Source organism: Streptomyces sp. 17_S59, from assembly GCF_056930295.1.
Genome location: NZ_JBXOWD010000001.1, coordinates 901,143 through 925,961 on the forward strand (window position 1 = coordinate 901,143; position 24,819 = coordinate 925,961).

General features: G+C 68.7%; 27 protein-coding genes, 1 pseudogene and 1 riboswitch. Of the genes and pseudogenes, 4 read left to right on the top strand and 24 right to left on the bottom strand.

The window, feature by feature from the left end; genetic code table 11:
* Positions 1 to 121 precede the first annotated feature (121 nt).
* The 10 genes from AC1Z4A_RS03710 to ribD all read right to left on the bottom strand — a co-directional run bounded on the left by AC1Z4A_RS03710 (position 122) and on the right by ribD (position 8,696).
* Positions 122 to 1,201 (bottom strand): hemolysin family protein, encoded by a 1,080-nt coding sequence (locus AC1Z4A_RS03710; protein WP_483676382.1) that lies wholly within the window; start codon positions 1,199 to 1,201, stop codon positions 122 to 124.
* Positions 1,198 to 2,556 carry a hemolysin family protein gene (locus AC1Z4A_RS03715; RefSeq protein ID WP_483683494.1) on the bottom strand — a complete coding sequence of 453 codons (1,359 nt, stop codon included), beginning with the start codon at positions 2,554 to 2,556 and terminating at the stop codon, positions 1,198 to 1,200. The genes AC1Z4A_RS03710 and AC1Z4A_RS03715 overlap by 4 nt, the downstream gene beginning before the upstream one ends.
* A 190-nt stretch (positions 2,557 to 2,746) precedes the next feature.
* A complete protein-coding gene (locus AC1Z4A_RS03720) occupies positions 2,747 to 3,211 on the bottom strand; it encodes a PH domain-containing protein (RefSeq protein ID WP_483676383.1) in 465 nt (154 codons plus the stop codon).
* Positions 3,212 to 3,260: 49 nt separating this feature from the next.
* Positions 3,261 to 4,109: an ATP phosphoribosyltransferase gene (gene hisG, locus AC1Z4A_RS03725; protein WP_483676384.1), complete on the bottom strand. Its 849-nt coding sequence runs from the start codon at positions 4,107 to 4,109 to the stop codon at positions 3,261 to 3,263.
* Between the two features lie 93 nt (positions 4,110 to 4,202).
* The gene (locus AC1Z4A_RS03730; protein ID WP_071963644.1) at positions 4,203 to 4,472 is read right to left on the bottom strand and encodes a phosphoribosyl-ATP diphosphatase; all 270 of its coding nucleotides are present in this window, start codon (positions 4,470 to 4,472) and stop codon (positions 4,203 to 4,205) included.
* A 33-nt stretch (positions 4,473 to 4,505) separates the two neighbouring features.
* The gene (ribH, locus tag AC1Z4A_RS03735; RefSeq protein ID WP_483676385.1) at positions 4,506 to 4,991 is read right to left on the bottom strand and encodes a 6,7-dimethyl-8-ribityllumazine synthase; all 486 of its coding nucleotides are present in this window, start codon (positions 4,989 to 4,991) and stop codon (positions 4,506 to 4,508) included.
* Between the two features lie 28 nt (positions 4,992 to 5,019).
* Positions 5,020 to 6,312: a bifunctional 3,4-dihydroxy-2-butanone-4-phosphate synthase/GTP cyclohydrolase II gene (locus tag AC1Z4A_RS03740; protein ID WP_483676386.1), complete on the bottom strand. Its 1,293-nt coding sequence runs from the start codon at positions 6,310 to 6,312 to the stop codon at positions 5,020 to 5,022.
* Positions 6,309 to 6,968 carry a nicotinamide mononucleotide transporter family protein gene (locus AC1Z4A_RS03745; protein ID WP_483676387.1) on the bottom strand — a complete coding sequence of 220 codons (660 nt, stop codon included), beginning with the start codon at positions 6,966 to 6,968 and terminating at the stop codon, positions 6,309 to 6,311. The genes AC1Z4A_RS03740 and AC1Z4A_RS03745 overlap by 4 nt, the downstream gene beginning before the upstream one ends.
* Complete coding sequence (locus tag AC1Z4A_RS03750; RefSeq protein ID WP_483676388.1) at positions 6,965 to 7,579, bottom strand: riboflavin synthase; 615 nt, start codon at positions 7,577 to 7,579, stop codon at positions 6,965 to 6,967. Before AC1Z4A_RS03750 ends, AC1Z4A_RS03745 begins: the two co-directional genes overlap by 4 nt.
* Position 7,580: 1 nt before the next feature.
* Positions 7,581 to 8,696 (bottom strand): bifunctional diaminohydroxyphosphoribosylaminopyrimidine deaminase/5-amino-6-(5-phosphoribosylamino)uracil reductase RibD, encoded by a 1,116-nt coding sequence (ribD, locus tag AC1Z4A_RS03755; protein WP_483676389.1) that lies wholly within the window; start codon positions 8,694 to 8,696, stop codon positions 7,581 to 7,583.
* A gap of 157 nt (positions 8,697 to 8,853) precedes the next feature.
* Positions 8,854 to 8,984, bottom strand: a riboswitch (FMN riboswitch).
* A 447-nt stretch (positions 8,985 to 9,431) separates the two neighbouring features.
* Between ribD and AC1Z4A_RS03760 the strand changes: the two genes are divergently transcribed.
* The gene (locus AC1Z4A_RS03760; protein WP_483683495.1) at positions 9,432 to 11,738 is read left to right on the top strand and encodes a chitinase C-terminal domain-containing protein; all 2,307 of its coding nucleotides are present in this window, start codon (positions 9,432 to 9,434) and stop codon (positions 11,736 to 11,738) included.
* 60 nt (positions 11,739 to 11,798) lie between these two features.
* A complete protein-coding gene (locus AC1Z4A_RS03765) occupies positions 11,799 to 12,995 on the top strand; it encodes an MFS transporter (protein ID WP_483676390.1) in 1,197 nt (398 codons plus the stop codon).
* 91 nt (positions 12,996 to 13,086) lie between these two features.
* Here the strand turns inward: AC1Z4A_RS03765 and AC1Z4A_RS03770 are convergent, their stop codons facing one another.
* The gene (locus AC1Z4A_RS03770; protein ID WP_483676391.1) at positions 13,087 to 13,800 is read right to left on the bottom strand and encodes a hypothetical protein; all 714 of its coding nucleotides are present in this window, start codon (positions 13,798 to 13,800) and stop codon (positions 13,087 to 13,089) included.
* A gap of 263 nt (positions 13,801 to 14,063) precedes the next feature.
* On the opposite strand from AC1Z4A_RS03770, the pseudogene AC1Z4A_RS03775 reads away from it, so the two are divergent.
* Together AC1Z4A_RS03775 and AC1Z4A_RS03780 are read left to right on the top strand one after the other, a co-directional pair.
* A pseudogene (locus tag AC1Z4A_RS03775) lies at positions 14,064 to 14,219 on the top strand (nitrate reductase); the annotation flags it as partial.
* Between the two features lie 93 nt (positions 14,220 to 14,312).
* Positions 14,313 to 16,088 carry a recombinase family protein gene (locus AC1Z4A_RS03780; RefSeq protein WP_483676392.1) on the top strand — a complete coding sequence of 592 codons (1,776 nt, stop codon included), beginning with the start codon at positions 14,313 to 14,315 and terminating at the stop codon, positions 16,086 to 16,088.
* A gap of 178 nt (positions 16,089 to 16,266) precedes the next feature.
* Here the strand turns inward: AC1Z4A_RS03780 and AC1Z4A_RS03785 are convergent, their stop codons facing one another.
* The 13 genes from AC1Z4A_RS03785 to AC1Z4A_RS03845 all read right to left on the bottom strand — a co-directional run bounded on the left by AC1Z4A_RS03785 (position 16,267) and on the right by AC1Z4A_RS03845 (position 24,610).
* The gene (locus tag AC1Z4A_RS03785) at positions 16,267 to 16,521 is read right to left on the bottom strand and encodes a hypothetical protein (RefSeq protein ID WP_235482001.1); all 255 of its coding nucleotides are present in this window, start codon (positions 16,519 to 16,521) and stop codon (positions 16,267 to 16,269) included.
* A 2-nt stretch (positions 16,522 to 16,523) separates the two neighbouring features.
* The gene (locus tag AC1Z4A_RS03790) at positions 16,524 to 16,706 is read right to left on the bottom strand and encodes a hypothetical protein (protein ID WP_483676393.1); all 183 of its coding nucleotides are present in this window, start codon (positions 16,704 to 16,706) and stop codon (positions 16,524 to 16,526) included.
* Between the two features lie 8 nt (positions 16,707 to 16,714).
* Positions 16,715 to 18,514 carry a DNA polymerase gene (locus AC1Z4A_RS03795; protein WP_483676394.1) on the bottom strand — a complete coding sequence of 600 codons (1,800 nt, stop codon included), beginning with the start codon at positions 18,512 to 18,514 and terminating at the stop codon, positions 16,715 to 16,717.
* Positions 18,515 to 18,613: 99 nt separating this feature from the next.
* A complete protein-coding gene (locus tag AC1Z4A_RS03800; protein ID WP_483676395.1) occupies positions 18,614 to 19,153 on the bottom strand; it encodes a hypothetical protein in 540 nt (179 codons plus the stop codon).
* Complete coding sequence (locus AC1Z4A_RS03805; protein ID WP_235482005.1) at positions 19,150 to 19,722, bottom strand: hypothetical protein; 573 nt, start codon at positions 19,720 to 19,722, stop codon at positions 19,150 to 19,152. Before AC1Z4A_RS03805 ends, AC1Z4A_RS03800 begins: the two co-directional genes overlap by 4 nt.
* Complete coding sequence (locus AC1Z4A_RS03810) at positions 19,712 to 20,494, bottom strand: hypothetical protein (protein WP_483676396.1); 783 nt, start codon at positions 20,492 to 20,494, stop codon at positions 19,712 to 19,714. Before AC1Z4A_RS03810 ends, AC1Z4A_RS03805 begins: the two co-directional genes overlap by 11 nt.
* Positions 20,487 to 21,017: a DUF3310 domain-containing protein gene (locus tag AC1Z4A_RS03815; protein WP_483676397.1), complete on the bottom strand. Its 531-nt coding sequence runs from the start codon at positions 21,015 to 21,017 to the stop codon at positions 20,487 to 20,489. The genes AC1Z4A_RS03810 and AC1Z4A_RS03815 overlap by 8 nt, the downstream gene beginning before the upstream one ends.
* Before the next feature lie 71 nt (positions 21,018 to 21,088).
* Positions 21,089 to 21,679 (bottom strand): toprim domain-containing protein, encoded by a 591-nt coding sequence (locus tag AC1Z4A_RS03820; RefSeq protein WP_374206057.1) that lies wholly within the window; start codon positions 21,677 to 21,679, stop codon positions 21,089 to 21,091.
* Positions 21,603 to 22,106 carry a CHC2 zinc finger domain-containing protein gene (locus AC1Z4A_RS03825; protein ID WP_483676398.1) on the bottom strand — a complete coding sequence of 168 codons (504 nt, stop codon included), beginning with the start codon at positions 22,104 to 22,106 and terminating at the stop codon, positions 21,603 to 21,605. The genes AC1Z4A_RS03820 and AC1Z4A_RS03825 overlap by 77 nt, the downstream gene beginning before the upstream one ends.
* Before the next feature lie 9 nt (positions 22,107 to 22,115).
* Complete coding sequence (locus tag AC1Z4A_RS03830; RefSeq protein ID WP_483676399.1) at positions 22,116 to 22,535, bottom strand: hypothetical protein; 420 nt, start codon at positions 22,533 to 22,535, stop codon at positions 22,116 to 22,118.
* Between the two features lie 41 nt (positions 22,536 to 22,576).
* The gene (locus AC1Z4A_RS03835; protein WP_483676400.1) at positions 22,577 to 23,392 is read right to left on the bottom strand and encodes an AAA family ATPase; all 816 of its coding nucleotides are present in this window, start codon (positions 23,390 to 23,392) and stop codon (positions 22,577 to 22,579) included.
* Positions 23,393 to 23,468: 76 nt separating this feature from the next.
* Positions 23,469 to 24,269: a RecB family exonuclease gene (locus AC1Z4A_RS03840; protein ID WP_483676401.1), complete on the bottom strand. Its 801-nt coding sequence runs from the start codon at positions 24,267 to 24,269 to the stop codon at positions 23,469 to 23,471.
* Positions 24,266 to 24,610: a hypothetical protein gene (locus AC1Z4A_RS03845; protein ID WP_483676402.1), complete on the bottom strand. Its 345-nt coding sequence runs from the start codon at positions 24,608 to 24,610 to the stop codon at positions 24,266 to 24,268. The genes AC1Z4A_RS03840 and AC1Z4A_RS03845 overlap by 4 nt, the downstream gene beginning before the upstream one ends.
* Positions 24,611 to 24,819: the final 209 nt, after the last annotated feature.

The window sequence follows — 24,819 nt, forward strand, 5'->3', positions numbered from 1 at the left end:
CCCAGACCCCCGGGGTCCGGGGCGGAGCCCCGGTTTCGGGAAGGGGCGGGATTGGGGAAAAATCCCTCCGCCGCAGCGGCGCTCAGCCCCCGCGAACGCACCCGGCGGTGCCGGAACCGCCTCAGCCCGCCAGTGCCCCCTCCCCCTGCGGCATTCGTGCCTCCGGCACCTCCCGGTGCGCAGGATCCCGCACCTCACCCACCAGCATCTCCAGCACGTCCTCCAGGGCCACCAGCCCCAGCACCCGCCCGGACGCGTCCACGACGGCGGCGAGGTGCGCGGCCGCCCGCCGCATGACCGTCAGCGCATCGTCGAGCGGCAGCTCGGCCCGCAGCCTCTCGACGCGCCGCCAGACGCGCTGCGGCACCGCGCGCTCCCGGTCCTCCAGGTCGAGGACGTCCTTGACGTGGAGGTACCCCATGAAGGTCCCGCCCGGAGAGGCGCATATCGGGAAGCGGGAGTAGCCGGTCCGTACCGTCAGCTCCTCGACCTGCCGGGGCGTGACCGACGGGTCGACGGTCACGAGCGTCGCCGGGTCCAGCAGCACGTCCGTCACCGGCCGGCTGCCCAGCCCCAGGGCGTCCTCGAGGCGCTCCTGCTGCTCCGGCTCCAGCAGCCCGGCCTGGCGGGAGTCCTCGACCAGGCGGTTCAGCTGCTCGCTGGTGAACACGGCCTCCACCTCGTCCTTGGGCTCGACCCGGAACAGCCGCAGCACGCCGTGCGCGCAGGCGCCGAGCAGCCGGGTGACGGGCCGGCACAGCCGGGCGAAGGTCACCAGGCCCGGGCCGAGCCACAGCGCGGCCCGGTCGGGGGCGGACATGGCCAGGTTCTTCGGCACCATCTCGCCGATGACCAGGTGCAGGAAGACCACGAGGGCCAGGGCGATCACATAGCCCAGCGGGTGGATCAGCCCCGCGGGCAGCCCCACCGCGTGGAAGGCGGGCTCCAGCAGCTCCGCCACGGTCGGCTCGGCGACCGCGCCGAGCGTCAGCGAGCAGACGGTGATGCCGAACTGGGCCGCCGCCATCATCTGCGGCAGGTTCTCGAGCCCGGTCAGAACGGTGCGGGCCCGTGCCGAGCCCTCCGCGGCCTTGGGCTCGATCTGGCTGCGGCGCACGGAGACCAGGGCGAACTCGGCGCCCACGAAGAACCCGTTGGCCAGCACCAGCAGCGCGGCGAAGAGGAGTTGCAGCACGCTCATCGGCGCTCCCCCGCCGAACCGCCGGCAGCGGCCGCGGCGGCCGTGCTGCTCGTACGGACGATCCGGACCCGTTCGGCCCGGTGGTGGCCGACCCGGCGGACCGACAGCCGCCAGCCGGGCAGCTCCGCGGTGTCCCCGGGGGCCGGAATGCGCCCCAGCAGGTCGGCGACGAGTCCGGCGACGGTCTCGTACGGGCCGTCGGGCGCCTCCAGGCCGATGCGCCGCAGGGCGTCGACCCGGCAGCCGCCGTCGGCCTCCCAGGCGGGGCGGCCGTCCTCGCCGGGGGCGGGGGCCAGCTCGGGCCGGGCCGCGTCCGCGTCGTCGTGCTCGTCGCGGACCTCGCCGACGAGTTCCTCGACGATGTCCTCCAGCGTGACCACGCCGGCCGTGCCGCCGTACTCGTCGACGACCACGGCTATCGGCTGCTCGCTGCGCAGCCGCTCCAGGAGCGGCTGCACGGGCAGCGTGCCGGGGACGAGCATGGGCGCGATGGCGATCCGCCCGACGGGCGTGCGCAGCCGGTCGTGGCCCGCCACGGCGAGCGCGTCCTTGAGATGGACCATGCCGACGACCTCGTCCAGCCGCTCCCGGTAGACCGGAAAGCGCGAGAGGCCGGTGGCACGGGTGAGGTTGAGGACGTCCTCTGCGGTCGCGGTGGACTGCAGGGCGCTGACCTTCACCCGGGGGGTCATCACATGCTGGGCGGTCAGGCCGCCGAGCGAGAGGGTCCGGACGAAGAGGTCCGCGGTGTCCTGTTCCAGGGCGCCGGCCCGGGCCGAGTGCCGGGCGAGCGAGACGAGTTCGCCGGGCGTGCGGGCGGAGGCCAGCTCCTCGGCGGGCTCCACGCCCAGGGCCCGTACGAGCCGGTTGGCGACCGCGTTGAGCAGGGTGATCACGGGCCGGAAGAAGTGCGCGAAGACGCTCTGCGGGCCGGCCACGAAGCGCGCGACCTGAAGCGGCCGGGAGACCGCCCAGTTCTTGGGGACCAGCTCGCCGACGACCATCTGCACGGCGGAGGCCAGCAGCATGCCGGTGACCACCGCGGCGCCCGGCGCGGCGCCGTCCGGCAGGCCGGCGGCGGTGAAGGGCCCGGTGAGCAGCCGGCCGAGCGCGGGCTCGGCGAGCATGCCGACCACCAAGGAGGTGATGGTGATGCCCAGTTGGGTGCCCGAGAGCTGGAAGGAGAGTTCGCGCAGGGACTCGACCACGGTGCGGGCCCGGTGGTCGCCGTCGGCGGCGGCACGTTCGGCCTCCGGCTTCTCGACGGTCACCAGGCCGAACTCGGCGGCGACGAAGAAGCCGTTCGCCAGGATGAGGAGAAGGGCTGCCGCGAGCAGCAGCAGAGACACGGTGATACTCATGACGCCGCCTCGCTGTGGGGGGCGGCGCAGGTACTACAGGACGGTCCGTCCATTGCCGGAGTCAGTCACTCCTCGGTTCGCAGGTGCCCCGGTGCGGGGCGGGGCACGTGTGTGCCCGTGGCACCAGAGTAATCAAGGAACCGGTCTGCGGGGCGGGCAGGCGCCCTGTGAGGTTCGGGTGCCGTCAGGTATCGGACGCTCCGCTGCCGTGCGCCTCGACCAGGGCGCGCAGCGCGCGGGCGTCGGCGACGGCCTGCTCGCGGGCCATGCCCGGCTGGATGCCCATGGCGGGCATGCTGGTGCCGTCGGCGAGGTCGAGGTGCACCCACGGGTCGCCGCGGCGCAGGTTGACGCGCACGATCTGGGCCCAGGCCAGCCGCCGGGTCGTGGTCAGGTTGACCACGGTGACGCCGCTCTCGGTGGCGACCACCTTGGGGCGGCTGAGCAGCGTGAGGACGGCGAGGACCAGCGCCCCGGTCCCGATGAACGAGGCCCGGTCCCCCGCGGTGAACGTCTTCAGCAGGAGCGAGACCGCCGTGAGCACGACGAGCAGGGCGACGCCGATGGTCAGCAGCACGACCCGGGTGCGGGTCGGGCGGAAGGTGACGGGCAGCTCGGGCAGGGCGTTCGGGGACGCGGGGGTGGACACTCGTACGTTTCTTCCTGGGCGGACGGCCTGGGCGGACGGCGCTGTTCGGTCAGAGGCGGCAGGCGTGGATGCCCGTGGTGAGGATGGCGCGGGCGCCCAGGTCGTACAGCTCGTCCATGATGCGCTGGGCGTCCTGGGCCGGAACCATGGAGCGGACCGCGACCCAGCCCTCGTGGTGCAGCGGGGAGACGGTCGGCGACTCCAGGCCGGGGGTGAGGGCGACCGCGCGCTCCACGTGCTCGACGCGGATGTCGTAGTCCATCATCACGTAGCGCCGGGCGACGAGGACGCCCTGCATCCGGCGGAGGAACTGCTGGACCTTGGGGTCGTCGGCCGGGGCGCCCACGCGGCGGATGACCACGGCCTCGGACTTCAGGATCGGCTCGCCGATGATCTCCAGCCCGGCGTTGCGCAGGGTGGTGCCGGTCTCGACGACATCGGCGATGATCTCGGCGACGCCGAGCTGGATGGCCGTCTCGACGGCGCCGTCCAGGTGGACGACGGAGGCGTCGACGCCGTTGTCGGCAAGGTGCTTGGTGACCAGTCCGGCAAAGGAGGTGGCGATCGTCATGCCGCCGAACTCGCTGACGTCCTTGGCCGTGCCCGGGCGGGTGGCGTAGCGGAAGGTCGAGCCCGCGAAGCCGAGCTGCATGATCTCCTCGGCCGTGGAGCCGGAGTCGAGCAGCAGGTCGCGGCCGGTGATGCCGATGTCGAGCTTGCCGGAGCCCACGTAGACCGCGATGTCGCGCGGGCGCAGGAAGAAGAACTCGACCTCGTTGGCGGCGTCGACGAGGACGAGTTCCCTGCGGTCCTTGCGCTGGCGGTAGCCGGCCTCATGGAGCATCGCCGACGCAGGCTCGGAGAGAGAACCCTTGTTGGGAACGGCGATGCGCAGCATGAGGTCGTTTTCCTTCGTGCGTGGGTTTGTTGTGTTCGGAGATGTCGAACGAGTCGGATGAACCGGAAGGAGGCGTTGAAGAGCTACTGCCGGTCAGAGATGAGCGTATACGTCGTCGAGGGAGATCCCACGGGCCACCATCATCACCTGAAGGTGGTACAGCAGCTGGGAGATCTCCTCGGCGGTGGCCTCGGCGCCCTCGTACTCGGCGGCCATCCACACCTCGGCGGCCTCCTCGACGACCTTCTTGCCGATGGCATGGACGCCCTTGCCCACCAGCTCGGCGGTGCGGGAGGTGGCGGGGTCGCCGGAGGCCTTCTGCTGGAGCTCGGCGAAGAGCTCCTCGAACGTCTTCTTGGACATGGTGGTCCTACCCTACGCCGCTCCCCCGCCCGCTCAGTGCCAGGGCTCGGACACCGAGCGCAGGGTGACCGCCGTGGAGACGGCCGCGGTGACCGCCTCGTGGCCCTTGTCCTCCGTCGAGCCGTCGAGCCCGGCGCGGTCCAGCGCCTGCTCCTCGGTGTCGCAGGTGAGGAGGCCGAAGCCGACCGGGACGCCGGTGTCGACGGAGACCTGGGCGAGTCCCTGGGTCACTCCCTGGCACACATAGTCGAAGTGCGGGGTGCCGCCGCGGATGACGACGCCGAGGGCGACGATGGCGTCGTAGCCGCGGCCGGCCAGGACCTTGGCGACGACGGGCAGCTCCCAGCTGCCGGGGACGCGCAGCAGCGTCGGCTCGTCGATGCCCAGCTCGTGCAGGGCGCGCAGGGCGCCGTCGACGAGGCCGTCCATCACCTTCTCGTGCCACTGCGCCGCGATCACGGCCACCCGCAGGTCCTGGCAGTTCTTCACACTCAGCTGGGGCGCGCCCTTGCCGCTCACGTGACTGTCTCCTCTGTCGGTGTTCTGATCACTGGTTGCCGCACGGGGACACGCGATCGGTGTCCAGCCAGGGCAGATCGTGGCCCATGCGGTCGCGCTTCGTCCGCAGGTAGCGCAGATTGTGCTCGCCGGCCTGTACGGGCATGGGCTCGCGGCCCGTGACCCGCAGGCCGTGCCGGACGAGGGCGGCGGTCTTGTCGGGGTTGTTGGTCATCAGCCGCAGCGAGCGCACCCCGAGGTCGGTGAGGATCTGCGCGCCGGCGGCGTAGTCGCGGGCGTCGGCGGGCAGGCCCAGCTCGAGGTTGGCGTCGAGCGTGTCGCGCCCCTCCTCCTGGAGTTCGTACGCGCGCAGCTTGGGGAGCAGGCCGATGCCGCGTCCTTCGTGGCCCCGGAGGTAGAGGACGACGCCGCGACCCTCGTCACTCACTCGTTCGAGGGAGGCGTGCAGCTGGGGGCCGCAGTCGCAGCGCAGCGAGCCGAAGACGTCGCCGGTCAGGCACTCGGAGTGGACGCGCACCAGCACGTCCTCGCCGTCGCCGAGGTCACCGGCGACGAGCGCGATGTGCTCGACGCCGTCCACGGTGGAACGGTAGCCGTACGCGCGGAACTCGCCGAAGGCGGTGGGCAGCCGGGTCTCGGCCTCGCGCCGGACCGTGGGCTCGGAGGACTCGCGGTAGGCGATCAGGTCCTCGATGGAGATGATCGACAGGCCGTGCTTGCGGGCGAAGGGGACCAGCTCGGGCAGGCGCAGCATCGCGCCGTCCTCGCCCGCGATCTCCACGATGGCGGCGGCGGGGCGCAGCCCGGCGAGCCGGGCGAGGTCGACGCCGGCCTCGGTGTGGCCGTTGCGGACGAGGACGCCGCCGGGCTTGGCGCGCAGCGGGAAGACGTGGCCGGGGCGGACGAAGTCACCGGGCACGGCGGCCGGGTCGGCGAGCAGCCGGATGGTGGTGGCCCGGTCGGCGGCGGAGATGCCGGTGTCGGTGCCGTGGGCGCGGGTGGCGTCGACGGAGACGGTGAAGGCGGTGCGCATCGACTCGGTGTTGCGGTCCACCATCTGCGGCAGGTCGAGCCGCTCGATGTCGGGCTCCTCCATGGGCACGCAGATCAGCCCGCGGCACTCGCTCATCATGAAGGCCACGATCTCGGTGGTGACCTTCTCGGCGGCGACGATCAGATCGCCCTCGTTCTCCCGGTCCGCGTCGTCGACCACGACGACGGGCCGGCCGGCCGCGATGTCGGCGATGGCGCGCTCGACGGAGTCGAGGGCCAGGACGTCGGCCTCACCGCTGTCGGTGTACCAGCTCTGCACGGCGGTCATGCCGCTGCTCCTTCCGTAACGGTGGCGCGCTCCAGGCTCGTACGGGAGCGGAGCCACCAGTCGCGCATGCCCCACAGGACGAGGACGAGGTAGACGACGTAGACGAGGCCGGAGAAGGCGAGCCCGCTGTCGAAGGCGAGCGGGACGCCGACCACGTCGACGAGCAGCCAGGCGAACCAGAACTCCACGAGCCCCCGGGCCTGGGCGACCATCGCGGCGAGCGTGCCGACGAAGATGTACGCGTCCGGCCAGGGGTTCCAGGACAGTTCCGGGACGGCGGTGAACAGGGAGCCGACGGCGAGGGTGCCGGCGGCGGTGCCGCCCAGCAGCAGGGCGCGCTCGCGCCAGGTGGCGAAGCGGACGGCTATGGAGCCGTCCTGGGCGGTCTGCTTGCCCGTGGCCCACTGCCTCCAGCCCCACAGGGCGACGGCGATGACCAGGAGCTGCTTGCCGATGCCGCCGCTGAGGTGGGCCGAGGCGTAGGCGGCGACGAGGATGACGCCGGAGAGGAACTGGGCGGGCCACGTCCACAGGGAGCGCCGCCAGCCGAGGGCGAGGGCGGCGAGGCCGATGGAGTTGCCGATCATGTCGGACCAGATGACGTGCTGGCCGAAGGCCGCGAAGGCCTCGCCGTTGAGCCAGTCGAGGGCGCTCATGCGACGCGTTCCTCCTCGGTGCCGCGCTGTCCCAGGAGGCGCTCGACGTACTTGGCGAGGACGTCGACCTCCAGGTTGACCGGGTCGCCGGCCTGCTTGAGGCCGAGGGTGGTGAGGGCGAGAGTGGTGGGGATGAGGCTGACGGTGAAGTGGTCGTCGCCCGCGTCGACGACGGTCAGGCTCACTCCGTCGACGGTGATGGAGCCCTTCTCCACGACGTAGCGGCTCAGGGACGCCGGGAGGGCGATCTTCACGATCTCCCAGTGCTCGCCGGGCACGCGCTCGACGATGGTGCCGGTGCCGTCCACGTGGCCCTGCACGAGGTGGCCGCCGAGGCGCCCGCCGAGGGCCATGGGGCGCTCGAGGTTGACGCGGGAGCCGGGGGCGAGGGCACCGAGGCTGGAGCGGTTCAGGGTCTCGGCCATGACGTCGGCCGTGAAGGTGCCGTCGGCGGTCTCGACGACGGTCAGGCAGACGCCGTTGACGGCGATCGAGTCGCCGTGCTTGGCGTCCTCGGTGACGACGGGGCCGCGCAGCCGGAACCGGGAGGCGTCGCCGAGGTTCTCGACGGCGACGACTTCACCCAGTTCTTCGACGATTCCGGTGAACACTTCAGTTCTCCTCGGTGACGGGAGCGGTGGCGGGAGTGGTGGGGGTGGCGGTGATCCGCAGATCGGGGCCCAGCCGGGCGACGTCGGTGACGTCCAGCCGCAACGCCTGGGCGATGGTGCCGATTCCGGCGTCGCCGAGGGCGGCCGGGCCGGCGCCGAGCAGCGCGGGGGCCAGGTAGCCGACGACGCGGTCGACGGCTCCGGCGGCCAGGAAGGCCCCGGCGAGCGTGGCGCCGCCTTCGAGCAGGACGGACCGGACGCCGCGGTCGTGGAGTTCGGCGAGCAGGGTGTGGACGTCGAGGCCGGTCCTGTCGTGCGGCAGCCGGACGGTGTCGACGCCGGGCAGGTGGCCGGTGTCGGCGTCCCTGCCGACGGCGACGAGGGTCGGCGCGGCGTCGTCCAGGACCCGGGCGTCGGGGGTGATCGTGGCGTGGGTGTCGACGACGACGCGCAGCGGCTGGGTGACGTCCGCGATCCCGCGCACGGCCAGGTGGGGGTCGTCGGCGCGCAGGGTGCCGGAGCCGACCACGACGGCGTCGGCCTCGGCGCGCAGCCGGTGCACGTCGGCGCGGGACTCCGGGGAGGAGATCCAGCGGCTGCTGCCGTCGGCGGCGGCGCTGCGGCCGTCGAGGGTGGCGGCGTACTTCCAGATCACGAACGGCCGGCCGCGCAGCACCGAGGTGAGCCAGGCGGCGTTGCCCGCGGCGGCCTCGTCGGCGAGCAGCCCGCCCTCGGTGTCCACTCCGGCGGCGACCAGGGTGGCGGCGCCTCCGGTGGCGGTGGGGTTCGGGTCGGCGACGGCGTAGACGACGCGGGCGATGCCGGCCTCGATGAGGGCCTGGGCGCAGGGGCCCGTGCGGCCGGTGTGGTTGCAGGGCTCCAGGGTGACGACCGCGGTACCGCCGCGGACGTCGTGGCCGGCGTCGGCCGCGGCGCGCAGGGCGTTCACCTCGGCGTGCGGGCCCCCGGCGTAGTGGTGCCGGCCCTCACCGGCCGTGCGGCCCCGGGCGTCGAGGACGACGCAGCCGACGACGGGGTTGGGACTGGTGGAACCGAGGGCACGGGCGGCGAGCGCGATGGCGCGTCGCATCGCGTCGGCTTCGGTCGCGGTGGCCACCGGGGTCCTCCTGCCTCTTCGGGCACGGACTCCGGGGCTGTCGTACGGGACGACGATGAGCGGATACACGACAACGGGGGTTGCACCGAGAGGGGTGCGGAGGGACCTCGAAGGGTGCCTCGCGCATCGCCTGCGGCGGTGTGCCGATGCCTGCCCGCCGCGCACTGCCTCCCATCCGGACTTTAACCGTCGGTCCAGGAATTTCACCTGGTCAACCGGCCGCTGGCTGCGGACGGGTCGCGGACTGTAACCGCCGGTTCGGACTTTCACCGACCCCGGAGTGCGCTGCGTAATGTGGATCAATTACGAGTAATGAGTGCCTGACCTGCCTCTTCTTCCGACAGGGAAGAGTTGCGGATCCGACGGGTCGAGCGTACGCCGGGCGGCGGCACGGTGTCCACGGGGGCTTGACAAAGTGCGCCGCCTCACATCGGCCGCACGCCCTGCTCGCGGACCGGCCGCCTTCAGTTGGTCCGGACCTATTGACGCACTGGTCTAGTCCTCTTAACCTCTGCCACACCTCCGCGGAGTACGGCCCGCCGGTGGGCGCACACCACGGGCCACAGCACGTCGCACCCCCCACATCGCTCCCCTGAGCACTTGCTCTTCCGAGCCCCCCACTGGAGGTACCCGATCGTGTTGTTCCGCAAGAACCCCACCGGCAGGAGATCCCCCGGCCCCCGCACCACCCGCAGGAGCACCGTCCTCGCAGCGGCCGGGACCGCGCTCGCCGGACTGCTCGTCGGCACCCTCTCCGCCACCGCCTCGCACGCCGAGGACCAGTCCGCCTGCCGCCCCGACGGCCTCTACACCACCCCCGGCGTCGACGTCCCCTACTGTTCCGTCTACGACTCGGCCGGCCGGGAGAAGATGGGCGCCGACCACCAGCGCCGCGTCATCGGCTACTTCACCGGCTGGCGCACCGGAAAGGACGGCACGCCCGCCTATCTGGCCTCCGACATCCCCTGGGACAAGGTCACCCACCTCAACTACGCCTTCGCGCACGTCGGTCCCGACAACAAGATCTCCGTCGGTGCGGACGGCCCGGGCAATCCCGCGACCGGAATGACCTGGCCCGGCGTCCCGGGCGACGAAATGGACCCGGCGCTGCCCTATCAGGGCCACTTCAACCTGCTCACGAAGTTCAAGAAGCAGCACCCGGACGTCAAGACCCTCATCTCCGTCGGCGGCTGGGCCGAGACCGGCGGCTACATCGACGAGAACGGCAAGCGCGTCGACTCCGGCGGCTTCTACACCATGGCGACCAACGCCGACGGCTCGGTCAATCAGCCCGGAATCGACACCTTCGCCGATTCCGCCGTCGCGTTCGTCAAGAAATACGGGTTCAACGGCGTCGACATCGACTACGAGTACCCGACCTCGATGAAGGACGCCGGGAACCCCAAGGACTGGACGCTCGCCAACGCCCGGCGGGGCGGCCTCAACCAGGGCTACGCGGCGCTGCTGAAGACGCTCCGCGAAAAGCTCGACCGGGCCGGCGCCGCCGACGGCAGGCACTACCTGCTCTCCGTCGCGGCCCCCTCCTCCGGCTATCTGCTGCGCGGCATGGAGACGTACCAGAGCACCAAGTACCTGGATTACGTCAACGTCATGTCCTACGACCTCCACGGCGCCTGGAACGAATTCGTCGGCCCCAACGCCGCACTGTACGACGACGGAAAGGACGCCGAACTCGCCAAGTGGGGCGTCTACACCACCCCCCAGTACGGCGGCATCGGCTACCTCAACGGCGACTGGGCCTACCACTACTTCCGCGGCGCGCTTCCCGCCGGACGCATCAACCTCGGCCTGCCGTACTACACGCGCGGCTGGAAGAACGTCACCGGCGGCGACAACGGCCTGTGGGGCACGGCCAAGACCACTTCCTGTCCGGCCGGTTCGGGCCTGACCACCTGCGGTGACGGCGCGGTCGGCATCGACAATCTCTGGCACGACAACGACGACAACGGCAAGGAGTCGCCGGCCGGCTCGAATCCGATGTGGCACGCGAAGAACCTGGAGAAGGGAATCGCCGGCGACTACCTGGGCGCGTACGGATTCCCCGCGGGCACCAGGCCCACCGGCTCGTACGTCCGCAATTACGACGCCACGCTGACCGCCCCCTGGCTCTGGAACGCCGACAAGAAGGTCTTCCTCTCCACCGAGGACGAGCAGTCGGTGCAGGCGAAGGCCCAGTACGTCGTCGACAAGGGCCTCGGGGGCACCATGGTCTGGGAACTGGCGGGCGACTACGCCTGGAACGCGGCCAAGGGCCAGTACGGGCCCGGCTCCACCCTGACCGGCACGATGTACGACGCCTTCAAGTCCGCCCCCGCCTACGGCGCCCGGCGCGCGACCACCGACCTGCCGAGCGAGGCCCTCGACCTCGACGTGAGCCTCACGAACTTCCCGCTCGGCGATTCCAACTACCCGATCAACCCCAGGCTCCGCATCACCAACCGGACCCGCACCACCATCCCGGGCGGCGCGGAATTCCAGTTCGACTACGGCAATTCCGCGCCCGGAAACGCCAAGGACCAGTCGGGCTGGGGGCTGCGGGTCATCCGCAGCGACCACACCGCGCCGAACAACATCGGCGGTCTCAAGGGCGACTACAACCGGGTGTCGGTGAAGCTGCCGAGCAGCCAACCGCTAGCACCGGGGGCCTCGGCGGATCTCGACTACGTCTACTACCTGCCGACCGCCACGCCCTCCAACTGGACCGTGAGCTTCGGCAGCAGGACCTACGCCCTCGCGGGCGACCTCGCCCGGGGCACCACCGTGGTCGACCCCGGCGGCTCCACGCCCACGCCGACCACGACTCCGACCGGAACCCCGACGGGCACGCCCACGAGCACTCCCACAAGCACTCCCACTGGCGGCACCTGCACCGCGCCGTCCTGGGACAAGGCGGCGGTGTACAACGGCGGCGCCACCGTCTCCTGGAAGGCGCACTCCTGGAAGGCCAAGTGGTGGACCCAGGGCGAGGAGCCCGGCACCACCGGCGACTGGGGGGTCTGGCAGGACCTGGGCGCCTGCTGATGGACTGACCGCCGACGGTTTTCCCGACCGGATGGCGACGGCACACCGGGGAGGAGCGGCATGGGCAGCAGGGCGGACTCCCCGGTGCGCCGGGCACGGATCGCGATCGCGGCGGTCTTCGCCGTGCACGGCGCGGTAAGCGGCAGCCTCGCCACCCGGATCCCCTGGATCCAGGAGCACACGGGCACCGGCCCCGGCGGCCTCGGCCTCGCGCTGGCCTGTCCCGCGATCGGCGCGGCGCTCACCATGCCGCTCGCGGGCAGGGTCACCCACCGCCGCGGCTCCCGCTCCGGGCTGCGGATGCTCCTCGTCCTGCTCTGCGCGTCACTCGCACTGCCCGCGCTCTCCCCCGGGATCGTGGCCCTCTGCGGGGCGATGGCCCTGTACGGATCGCTGTCCGGGATGACGGACGTCGCCATGAACGCGCTCGGCGTGCAGACCGAGGAGCGGCTCGGCCGCCCGCTCATGTCGGGGCTGCACGGGATGTGGAGCGTGGGCGGGCTCGTCGGCTCGGGGGCGGGTGCGGTGGCCGCGCACACGGGTGCCGACGCCCGGGTCCACCTGGCGTCGGCGGCCGCGGCGCTCGCGCTGTCGGGCGCACTCGTCTGCCGCCGGGTCCTGGACGTCCGCACCGACGGCGAGCGGGAGGCGCCGCCGCGCTTCGCCGTTCCGCCGCGTGCGGCCCTGGTCATCGGGGCGGTCGGCTTCTGCGCGGTCTTCGCCGAGGGCGCGGGCCTGGACTGGTCGGCGGTCTACCTCCGGGACGTCGTCGGCGCCGACCCGGGTGTGGCCGCGGTGTGCACCACGGCCCTGTCCTGCACGATGGCCGCCGCCCGGCTGGCCGGCGACCTCGTCGTCCGGCGCTTCGGGCCCGTACGGACGGTACGGGCCGGGGGCATGCTGGCGACGGCGGGCGGTGTGCTGGTGGTCACGGCGGGCGCGCCCGTGCCGGTCATCGCGGGGTTCGGGCTGCTGGGGCTGGGGATCGCCGTCGTCGTGCCGCTCGCGTTCGCGGCGGCGGGGCGCAGCGGTCGGGAGCCCAGCCAGGCGATCGCCGGTGTGGCGACGATCATGTACACCTCGTGGCTGGTGGCGCCGGCCGTGATCGGGCAGCTGGCGCATGCCACTTCCCTGACCGTCTCGTTCGGGCTGGTGACGGTGGTGGCGGCGGGCCTGGTGGCGGGGGCGGGCGCGCTGGGGACCTCGGCCCGGGAGGCGGGTGCGGCCCGCGCCGCCTCCGCCCCGGCCCGGCGCTGAGCGGGCCGGACGCGCCGCCGCGGGCCGTGTACCCGGCCCCGAAGGGTTGGGTCACGGCCCGCGGTGGAGGGGAATCGCAGCGCGCGGAACGTCAGAGGACGATGTTCAGCAGGCCGCCCCAGTTGTTCCAGTTGTGGCCGCCGCCGTGCCGGTGGTGGTCGCAGTCGCGGTCCCGGTCGTGGCCTCGGTCGTGGTCACGTCCGCGACCGCGGTCGCAGTCGTCGTCCCGGTCGTGGCCCCGGCCGTGGCCGCGGTCGCAGTCCTCGTCCCGGTCGTGGCCCCGGCCGTGGCCGCCGCCCCACCAACCGCCACCGCCTCCGCCCCAGCGGTCACAGTCGCCGCCGCGGCCCCACTTGCCCCAGCTGCCACCGCCCCAGCGGTCGCAGTCACCGCCGTGGCCCCAGAAGTTGTGGTGGCGGTGATGCTTTCCGATGGAGATGCCACCCCAGTTCCAGCCGCCCCAGTTGTTGCCCCAGTTGTTGCCCCAGTTGTTGTTCCAACCGCTGCGGCTCCAGGTCCAGCTCTCGTGGCGCCACCGGTCGCAGTCGCGGCCTCGGTCGTGGTCGCGGCCTCGGTCGCGGTCACGGCCCCGGTCGCAGTCGCGGTCCCGGTCACGGCCCTTCTCGCCCTTGTCGCCCTTGTCGTGGTCGCGGCCCTTGCCGCCGCGGCCATGGTCGTCGTCCCCACTCCACGCCTGGTTCACGGACGCGACCTGCGGCGCGGCCTGAGCCACCCCGGCGAGCGGCACAATCGTCACGCCGGCGATGATCGCGGCGGCCGCGGTGCGGCCGACGAGCTTACCCATGTGTGTCTCCTGAATTGCAGGAAATCGGACACCAAACGCATACCTCGCATGAGCTGATAAACAGCTGAGATCCGTAGCCATACAGCCCTACGAGCTGTTTATTGGGCCGATCGCAGCAATGCGGGGAGGCGGAGGGGCCGGTCTCCTGGCAGTGACGGGCACCCGCCCGGCCCGGCGGGGTACCTGCTCGGGACCGGCAGAGCACGGGCCGGGGCCGCTTAGCATTGTCCGGATCATCACAACGAGAACATTCAGGAGCAGCCATGGGCCTCGGCGTGCGCTGGACCTTGCACGGTGACGGGCGCACTCCCGCCCCCGGGGCCGTCGTCAGACCGGACGAACGGCTCACCTGGCCGCGGACCGCGGGGCTGGGCGCACAGCACGTGGTCGCCATGTTCGGCGCGAGTTTCGTCGCTCCGGGAGTACATCACTGACTTCTGGCACTGCCGCAGAGGACTTTCGTCCCGACGTGACGGGTGCATACAGCACCTACGTTCGAGGATGTGCACATCATGGCCCCTGCCCCGACCCCCATACGCCTGCGCCCCACGCAGGACGAGGGCATCCCGGAGACGTTCAAGCGTAAGAAGCGCGGCGTCATCTACGTCCGCGTCTCCACCGCGAGGCCCGACATGATCAGCCCCGAGCTCCAGGTCGACAGCGGACGCAAGCTTGCGGACGCAAACGACATCGAGCTCGCCATGGACCCGATCATGGACCTCGGTGAATCCGGCCGCGGCTTCGAAGATCGAGAAATCGGGCGCATCAAGGAGATGGCCCGGAACAAAGAGTTCGACGTGCTGATCCTGTGGATCTGGAGCCGATTCGGCCGGAATCTCAAGGAGTCCCTTCAGCACCTGGACGACCTCCTTGCCTATGGCATCGAGGTGCGGGCCGCCCACGAGGACTTCGACGGCAAGACGACCATTGGCCGCTTCGCCATCGCCCAGATGCTCAACATCGCCGAACTGGAATCCAACCAGAAGTCGGACATGTGGAAGGCGACCATCGAGCGCCGGAAGAACCGGGGCCTTCCGCACGGCGCGGCGACGCGCGGAAAGTTCGGGTATTACCGCTGCGACAGCTGCCCTCCGCCCGAGGCGGGCAAGCCGATGGACAAGTGCCCGAAGTGCAAGGAGGGCATTCTCAAGATCGATCCTCTGACGGGTCCGATCCTGGCCAAGCTCTACTTGGACTATGTGGCCGGCGTCTCCGTTCGGAGCATGGTCCTGTGGCTCCGGAGGAAGAAGATCGTCAACTGGACGGGCCGCGAGATCGACGCCGGGGACCTCTATTCGATCTTGGACAGCGGCTTTGGGCTCGGCTTCGTCCGGTACACGCTGCCAGAGGAGCTGTACACGGTCATCACCCGGGAAGACGGGACCACCAGGATCAAGCGGAAGAGCGCGCACCGGGACATCACCGCGTACCTGTACTACCGGGGCAAGCACCAGGCCGTCTTCGAGGACGAGGTCGAGTGCGAGCGGATCTGGGACGCGTATGTCGAGCGGCGCCTCAAGGGCAAGAGCAGCGACGACAAGGGCCACAGCCACGCGGCTAAGTACGAGGTGTCCGGGCTGCTCACGTGCTCGGGGTGCGGGTTCTCGATGCACTCGATGCTGCGCGCGAAGAAGGTGCAGAAGCCGTGGGTGGACGGGAAGCCGCACCCCAGCGATGTGCTGTTTCGGTGCACGAGGCACATGAAGTTCAAGGACTGCCCTGGCGGAGGGGTGTACGTAACCCTCGAGACCGCGCAGCAGACGGTCTTGGCGTTCCTTGACCGGGTGATCGCTGGCGACCAGGCAGGGGCTGAAAGCCTGCCCGTGCGGACAGCGGAGGTACAGGCCAAGGGGAGTACCGAGGTCGTGGTGGAGCTGAAGCGGCTGGACGAGATCAAGGTTGAGCTCGCTGCGATCCGTCAGAAGGAGGACAGGCTCACTGACGCCGTACTGGAGGAGCTGATCAGCAAGGAGTCCGCTCGGCGGAAGCGTGCGGAGTACGAGACGCAGAAAAGCGCTCTCCGCGAGGAGAGCGCTGAGCTGGAGAAGAAGTTCAAGGAGAGGCCGAAGATCATCGCCATGCCGGAGGCTGCTGCGGTTGCCTCGGCGATGGAGGTGTACGAAGTGGCCGAGCCGGGTGACCAGCGGTTGATCCTGCGGGCTCTGATCCGTGAGGTCCGGGTCAACCGGGGTCGTAACCCTGAGACGAAGTGCAACGTCTGGCCACTGTGGGTGGCGCCTCCGCTGAAGCCGGGGCTGGCGGCGAAGGATCTTGAGGTGGCTGCTTAGTCGTCGCCGAGCTGGTCTGCGTACTTGATCGTCAGTTCGGCGATGGTCTGCCAGAAGTCGTCCAGGCAGTCTTCCTGTGTGCGGACGAGCATGTCACGGTCCATGTGGTGCTTCCTTGGGCTGTGACGGGCCCCCTCCATCGGAGGGGGCCCTTTCACGTACGGGGCGGCGGATTAATTCATTCGAGAGGGGCGGTGCCTTCGTCGGCGACGCCGAGCCCGTCGGGAGCCAGGGTCATCTCGACTGCCCAGAAGTCACTGGCCATCTCCTGCGCGAGGTCGTGCGGCACTCCGTGGCCGATGGCCTCCTGGTAGACGACGCCGGTCAGGCGTGCCGTCATGACGGCGAGCGCGCCGCGCTGTTCGAGGTGGTCGCGCTGGAGGTCGTAGGTGAGGCCGTCGACGATTTGCTGGAAAGGGTCCTGCTCGGCCATGGTCAGCCCTCGCTTCCGGGACGTACGGGCTCGACCGTGTCCAGGAACTCTGCGAGCACGGTGCGGTGGATGGGGCCGCAGGGCTCGTGGCACAGGCCGGCCTTGACGGCGGCAATGACGGCTTCGAGGTCGTCGGATTCGAGGGTGATCTGGACAAGGTCGTCGCCCAGGTAGGTCGCGTACACGTGGTTCCTTAGTGCTTGGTGTCGCCGTTGTAGAGGTCGCCCCAGGACCTTCCGGCGATCTCGGGTTCTGCGGGGATGCGGAGTCCTCGGTAGGTGAACTCCATGAGCCGAGCGGTCTCGTGGGCCAGTTCGTCGGCTCGGTCTTCGGGGAAGGCGAAGAGGATTTCGTCGTGGATGGGGAGCTTGACCCACTTTGAGTAGCCGTGCCGGTCGAGTTCGATCATGGCTCGCGCCGTGATGTCCCGACAGCTCGACTGGATGCGGTAGTTGAGGGCCGAGTACGGCCTCGTGCGGTCGACTGGAAGCCGTCGGCCGGTTGCTGTCCAGATGTAGCCGTGGCGGCGGGCGTGGCGTTGCAGTTGCTCGGAGAACCGCTTTACCGCGGGGTAGGTCTCCTCGAAGCCCCGGATGACTTCCTTGGCTTGAGCGATGGTGATTCCGCAGGTCTCAGCGATGTTCCTGGGGCCGGATCCGTAGATATAGGCGAAGTTGACCGTCTTGCCGACACTACGAGAGACCCCGGACGCGTCAGCGGTCATCTGGTGCAAGTCGAGATCGTCGTGGAACGCCTTGAGCATGGTCTCGTCACCGCTGTCGGCGGCGAGGAACCTCAACTCCATGTTGCTGTAATCCGTCGAAACGATCACGTAGCCCTCTTCCGCCTCGAAGGCTCCCCGCACGTACCCTGACCCCTTGGGGAAGGTCTGGGCGGGAATGCTGCCGGAGACCGACATGCGGGCGGTTCTGGCTCCGACGGTGTTGACGCTGGCGCGCACCTTGCCGTCGGGGCCGATGCCGGCCAACGCTCGGTCGAACCAGGTCGCCCGCCACTTCGCGGCTTTCTTGGCCTCCTTGACCGCGTCGGCCAGAGGGTGATCGATGGCGGTGAGGACGGCGTCGTCCATGGCCACGTTGCCCTTGGCGGTCTTCTTGGTCAGCTTCACTCCGAGGGCAGTGAACGCCTCCACGAGCTGCCTGGTGGAGTTCACGTTCTCGACCCCGAAGCCTCGCGCCGCTGCCTCGCATTGACGCTGGGTCTCGGTCAGCTCGGCAGCCCGGTTTTCGGCGTAGGCGACGTTGACCGGTAGGCCGTTGCGTTCGTACTTCGCGGCGACATGCGCCGTGCGGTGCTCCCACGAGATCAGCCCCCTGCGCCGGGACCGCTCCGGCACCTTCGGCATGAGGATCTTGAAAAGCCGGGCCGCGAGCAGGGGGTCCGCGCCTGCGTAGAGGTTGTAGCCGTGGTGGTCAAGTGGGACTGTCCGCCAGACCTCGTCCTTCTTGACCTTCAGCTCGCGGGCGATGGCAGTCATCGACGCCTTGACCTCGTCGGCCACGGTCGGGCAGATGTAGTGCCTGGTCAGTTCTTCGAGCTTGTGGCCGGGGCCGCCGTCCGCGACGGGTCGCGGATCGACCAGGTGGGCGATCAGCTTGGTGTCCCAGCTTCGGGGGGCCAACTCTTCCATGGGGATGGCGAGGCACTGTTCGGCCACGTGGAGGTCGTAGCTTCCGTTGTGGGCGATGAGGCGGTCGGCTGCGCGAAGTGCCCATCGGGCTGCGTCGGCGAAGCAGGTGTCCTTCTCGACGGGCAGGACGTACGCCTCGTGCGTGGTGCCGAACTGGGCAAGTCGGAGGTCGAAACCGCGGCCATTGGCGTTCCACCAGTCGAGGCCGGTGGTCTCGGTGTCCCAGGCGAGGAGTTCGTGGTGGGCTTCGATGAACTCATGGAAGGCCGGAAGGTCGTCTTGGGTCTCCGCTATGTGTATGCGGACGGGTTCGTTTTTGATCTTGTGCTCGATGAGCCGCAAGGCTTGGCCTTCCTTCGGTTCTTGCTCGGCCCTGCGGGGCGGGAGGGGGTGGGCGAGGCCACCCCCTCCGAGTTACCGGTCAAGTTTGGGGTAAAAAAATTAACCCTTGATCTCGAAGCGACCGCTCTTCTTGTTGAGGAAGGCAGCCGGGCACTTCTTCTCGCCAGCGCGCTCGTCCGCGTTGCAGAAGTACGCTTCCCAGGTGCCCTTGGCCACGTGGGTGCGCCCGTGCGGACAGTCGGTCTCGCCCTGGTGCTCCGTGTCGGTCGTGGTCTGCACCTTGCCGCCCGCGAACCGCTTCGGGGCTGCTGCGCCGGGCTTCGTGGTCGAGCCCTTGAACTGCTGTCGGGTGTACTCGGCCGCGTTGGTCGCCAGATCGATGACGCCGTGCTGCCGGAGCGCGTGCATCAGCTCGACCGCGCGCCGGGCTGTCTCGTCGGCGGTGCTGCCGTAGATCGTGGGCGTGATCCACTCTCCGTCGAAGCTGGCGCTGGCCTTGAAGGTGAGGCCGATCTTGAAGGGGTTCATGTGCGTGGCTCCCGGTACTCGTGGGGCCATGGTGGTGTTGACGACCGGGGTCTCGGGGGCGGACTCCGCGGGCTTGTCCCAGGGGCTGACGTCGGCGAACGGGTCGGTCATGCGATGTCCTGCTTTCGTGTGCGGATGTGGCGGTTCATGGCCTGGGTGAGGGCGTCGACGGCCCGGTTGGCGGCCTTGCGTTCGGCTTCGTCCTTGGGCGGCAGTCCGTAGACGTAGACCCGCATGGCGAGGTCCTGGTATCGGAGGGTGAGCTTCTTGAGGCCGGCTGCGGCATCGATGCGGGCGCTGACGAGGTTGTCGGAGACCGTGCACCGGAGGAGGTCGTCCCGCTTGCCCAGCAGCGCTCCCAGTTCCTCGTCGGTGTACAGGAAGCTGCGGAGCGCGGCGCGGGCCTCGTCCGGGGTGTAGAAGTAGGTGTCGTCCATCAGGTCGTAGTGGGCGCGTTCCTTCGCCGCATATCTCACTCCTGCTGTCCAGAAGATCTTGCGGAGGAGGGCTTCGTCGCCGTAGGCCGCTTCGATGTGTCTGCGTTCGTCGAGGGCGTGGGCGAGGATTTCCTGCTTGACGTCGTCGGCTTCGACGACGCACCACTTCTCGGCGATCCGGTGGGCTATCTGCCCCGCCAGGTCCGCCAGGTAGCCCCAGTCGAGTTCTCCGTCAGGCTGCATCCGCGACCTCCGGCAGGTAGCGGTAGCCGCCGTAGGTGAACTCGTTGCCGGCGTCCAGGTAGACCACCTCGGGCTTGAAGTGGTCACCGGAGAAGTGCAGCACCGCGAAGGCCCGCTGCCAGTTGCCCGGAGCGCCCTTCAGGTAGTCGGCGCAGTCTTCGCGCATGACGGTGCCGACTTCCACGCCCCACACGGTCTGAGGGGTTCCGATGCCGGTGGTCCAGGGGATGGCCGCGGCGCGGTGGGTGTGGCCCATCACGACCGACTTGCCCCACCGCTTCGCGGCACCGAGGGCGGTGGCGCCGGCGTCCTGGCGGAGGCCGATGCGTCCGAGGTGTCCGTGCGTGGTGATGACGCCGGGGCCGACTTCGTAGAAGTCGGGGAGGCGCGTCACGCCGTGGTCGGCGAAGCGGAGCAGGTTCTCCATCCGGAAGTGGTCGGAGGGTCCGAGCCCGGGGGCGCGGCTCTCCAGGTACTTTCGGGGCCGGAGGTCGTGGTTGCCCTCGTGGAAACCGAAGGGGCCGTCGAAGACCTCGCGGACGGGGACGATGAAGGAGCGCCGGAGGTCGTCGGCTTCCTTCTCGACGTTGCCTTCGTATTCGGCCCGGGTGCCGGTGGACCAGCGGCCGGGGGCTTCGAAGTCGTTGGCGTCGCCGATCTGGATGACCTCGTCGGGCTGGATGTCCCCGATGAAGGCGATGATGGCGTCGAGGGCTTCCTGGTCGTGTTTGGGCGCCTGTATGTCCGGCACCACGACGACGGTCTTATCCACGGCGCTCCTCCAGGTCGATCTTTCGGTCCAGGTACCAGCGGGCCTTCTTGAGGTCCTGGAGGCTGGGGGTGTCGGGCTTGAGGCCGTTGCGCCAGAGGTACTTGAAGACGTTGCCCAGCAGGAAGTCCAGGTGCTGTGTCACGTCGATGCACTCGATGCCCGAGGGGTGCGAGGTGTAGTGGCCGGGGTGGTTGACGTCGTCGGTCGACACAGCCGTGGGGGTCGGGCTGGTGGCTGCCTGCATGGGGGCCTGGTCCTTCGTGGAGTCGACGGCGTGGGGCGATCCGGATATCCGGTGCAGCAGGCGTTCGTCTGGGGGGAGTTCGGTGGCCGACGCGCTGTTGGGGTACTCGGTCTGGTGCGGGGGCGGTGCTGTGCTGGCTGGGGTGCGGTCGATCAGCTCCAGCTCGCCTTCGGCGAAGCAGAGCTGCGCGCCTGCGTCTTCGAGCTGGACGTCGTACGGGTAGGGCTGGCTTTCGGGGGTGTGGGTCGCGATGACCTGCCCGATTCGGTTCTTGCTCAATTCGGCTATCGGGTTGGGCGGATGGGTGGCTTCGGGGGGCAGGACTCGAACCCAGTCGCCTACCTTGAACGTCAAACGCCGACTCTCTCTCGAAATGCTGCTGCTCCGTGCTTGGTGACGAACTTGTTGACATCGAGGCCGTCAGGCATCGCGCATGGGATTCCGCTTTCCAGGACCGCGGACATCTTGTCGGCGAAGTTGCGGCCTGCGTCGTCCCCGTCGCCGAGGACGAGGGTTTTATCGAAGCCCTTGAATGCTGGGGTGAAGTGCTCTTTCCAAGCGCTTACGCCTGGGACTCCGACTGCCGGGACTCCGGCCAGCTCGCTCGACATGGCGTCGAGTTCGCCTTCGGTCAAGCCCACATGGGGGCTGGGGTTGATGAGTGCGAGGGTGTTGAAAAGTCGTGGCGGGTCTCCGGGAAGGCCCAAATACTTGCCGTGGCCTTCGTGTTCTTCTTTCTCTCGCCACTGGCCGTCGGGGTCCTTGGTGCACGCGTCAGCGATGCACCGGAATCGGATGGTGGCCACAGCGTGGAGTCCGCCGGCTGGGCGGAGGTATGGGATTGCCAGGCGGCCGGTGTAGCGCTCATGACCAGTGACTGCCGAAGCGACGTATCCCAGTTTGAAGCGTTCGGCTACCTCCCCCAAACCGCGGTGGTCGATGTACGCCTGGGCGGGGCTCCCGGGGAACGCTTCCGCGTACCGCTTCGCTGCTTCGACCAAATCGTTCTGCCGCGAGGTCAGCTGACTCACGAAAGCTCAGTCCTTCTTCTCGCTGCACGACGTCCCACGAGTCCTCGGTGAGGGCGCAGGCGAAGCAATGCCATTTGTTCTTGCTCGTGTTGACGGCAGCGCTGGGGTTGGTCTCCGAGTGGAGGGGGCAGAGGATCTTCTGCCAGCCTTCGGCGGCTCGGAGTGGGATATGTGGGTAGTAGTGCCGGAAGACGTCAGCTATTGGGGGCTTCGCGTGCACCCTCGTCGGCCTTGCGGACAGCGACGGGGAACTCGTAGCGGCGGTGCGAGGAGACCCAGCTTTCGTGGTTCCCGCGCCACTCGCGGGACCGGAGGACTGTCGCCTTGACGTGGCCATTACTCTCGATCACTGACGGTTCTTCCGTATGTCTCGTTCGACCTGAAGTTGGCGTTTCAGGTCGTAGTTCTCTTTCAGGAGCTTGACGAGCCGCCAAGCGGGGAGGACTGAGTAGGCGTACTTCGCCTGTTTCATGCGGGCTTTGATGACGACTGCGCCGTTTTCGGCGTTGGGGTGGTTCTGGATCTCGCGTTCGAGCTCTTTCATGAAGCCTGCGAGGTCGAACCGCTGAACGTTTTTCAGCTCCCACACCCAGGCAATCGGGCCCATGCGGATGTCGCCTCGGTCGTTGACGCCGTAGACAGCGCCATGCCGTTCGATGTGTGCAGCGACTTCCGGGTATTCGGCGAACTCGACGAGGAGATTATCGACGAATTCCCGCTCGAAGCGGTAACCCTTTGCCTTGTTCCTTGATCCTACGCTTCCCATACTAACCACCATCTAGGTTACCGGTCAAGTTTGAGGGAAAATTAAAAGGCGTGCTCGACATCGCGGATGCGGATGTTCGACTGGTTGAACTCGAGGGCGGTATACGTCTCCCCCGAACTGTCCTCCCGGCCCTCCCGGTTTTTGACCACGCTGACATTCAGGGTCCTGCCGGACATTCCGTCACCCTCCTTGTGCATGGTCAGGATGAGAGAGGGGACGCGGCTGATTTTTCCCCTAAGTCCGCTCTGCGGGATGGGCTTGAGACCGTCCGAGTATTCGCCGACGACGTGGTGCATGCCCATCACGTGGGCGTGCGTCTCGCGCGCCATTTCCGCCAGGTAGTCACACAACCCCTCAAGACCAAAGGTGTATGACTCCGCGGAGTCCACCGCGCCGGCATCGACGTTGCTCAGATTGTCGAGCACCACGAGGTGCGGGTAGATGCCGAATACCTCCCGGAAGCATTCGAGCATCAGCTCCAAGGTGGCCGGAGTGGGGCGCGCTTCGAAGTTGAAGCGAATCCACCAGCGCTGGGCGAGTGCTGGCGCGTACTCGGCGAAATCGCCGTCGTGCAGCTTGCGCTTGATGACCTTGCTGTCGTCACCCGTGATGATGGCGGTAGCTCGGCTGAGCTGCGTGGCGGCCGTACTGTCCGCACTGAAGTACAGGCAGGGCACATTGGACTGCACGGCCAGGTTGATGGCCAGGACAGACTTGCCGGTGCCGCCGGCTGCGGCCACGACCGACAGCTCGCCACGGCGGAATTCAGCCTCCAGGCGGGTCAAGCCCTTGAAGGGGCTCGGAAGCGGCTCGCCAGCAGCACCCTTCTCCCTCACGGCCTGCGAAAGCGAGTACATTTCTATCTCCCACTCGGTTACCGGTCAAGTTTAGGGCCGAAAAATAGCCCGCCTGAGCGGACTCTCTCACGACTACCTATCTTAGGTTACCGGTCAACTTTGGCTTAAAAAAACACGCGTGTGATACGTCACAGAATCGGCACTGGAAGCCGGGCTTGGCAGGGAAGTTGCCAGCCTTGACGCCTTCATCCATCGCGACAAAGCGTGCGGCAACCTGCTCTTCCGTCACGGAGTCCATCTTCAGCGGGCGGCTCAGGCCCCCGCTCTTCGCCAGATACCAGTCGGCCCGGTTCACTTCGACGCCATACGCCTTGCGAAGGGCCACGGAGTAAGTCTCCAACTGGAAACGACTCTTGGTCGTGCCTGTCTTCCAGTCACGGGCGCGCAGTGTGCCGTCTGGCTCTTCGATGACTTGGTCGATGAAGCCCCTGACATTCACGCCGCCGAAGTTGACATGGAAGTACAGCTCGACGGCCGGCTTGTCCTCGCCGGGGGCCTTCCAGGTCTTCGTCGGGTGCGCTTCGGCCCACTCGACGTAGCTGCGCACCTGTTCCTGCCCCAGGCGGTAGCGGCGTTCGATGTCGTCACCGCCAGGCAGGCCGGCGGCCAGCCACTTGTCCGTGTCGGGCTCTTGTTCCAGGTCTGTGTTCACCAGCGTGCTGTAGCGGTCGCTGAAGAGGTCCACGGCCTCGTCGGCGCTCATGGTGCGCTGCGAGAGTTCATAAGCTTCGACCGCGGCATGGAAGGCGGTTCCGTGGTGGCTCCACGACGCCTTCAGGGTGGGGACGCGCTCAATCCGTTGCAGATAGAACCTGTGGCCGCACTGCTCCCACTGCTGCGTCTGCGAGACGCTTCGGGGCTGAGTTTCGATGCTCAAGCGGCTCCATCCGTGGTGCGGACTATCAGGCGGTGGGTGTGCCAGGTGCTTCCTGGCAGGTGAGGATGAGGGCAGGCGACATACTCAAAGGTGATGGCATTCCGGGCGAGCGAGACGTTATGCCGGTGCTCGAACTCAGCCAGTTCTGCCATGTCGTCCTCATCGGTGAGGTCCGAGGTGAAAACCCGGTAACAGGTGATGTCGCCCGACCGTGCTTTGGTGATCATGATGCCCGTCGTCAGCAGGGCAAGGGTGTAGTTCCCGAACGGCATGTCAGCCATCGAAATGAGGCTGTCATCCAGGACCACACGACGGCGCTCCATCACGGCGCCTTTCAGCATGAAGTGCCTCTCCGGGCAGAGGGAGGAAGAAATGATCAACCCCCCGATTTGGGGTTACCGGTCAAGCACGATCTTACACACGCCACCGATGAACCGATCACCAGGCCCCCTGACGTGACGCCGTACCAGATTTCCCGAGGAAGATCACAAAAAGCGATCTGAGGCGGCCTCATATTGATCTTGCATGCATGACGCAATGGATCTTGACT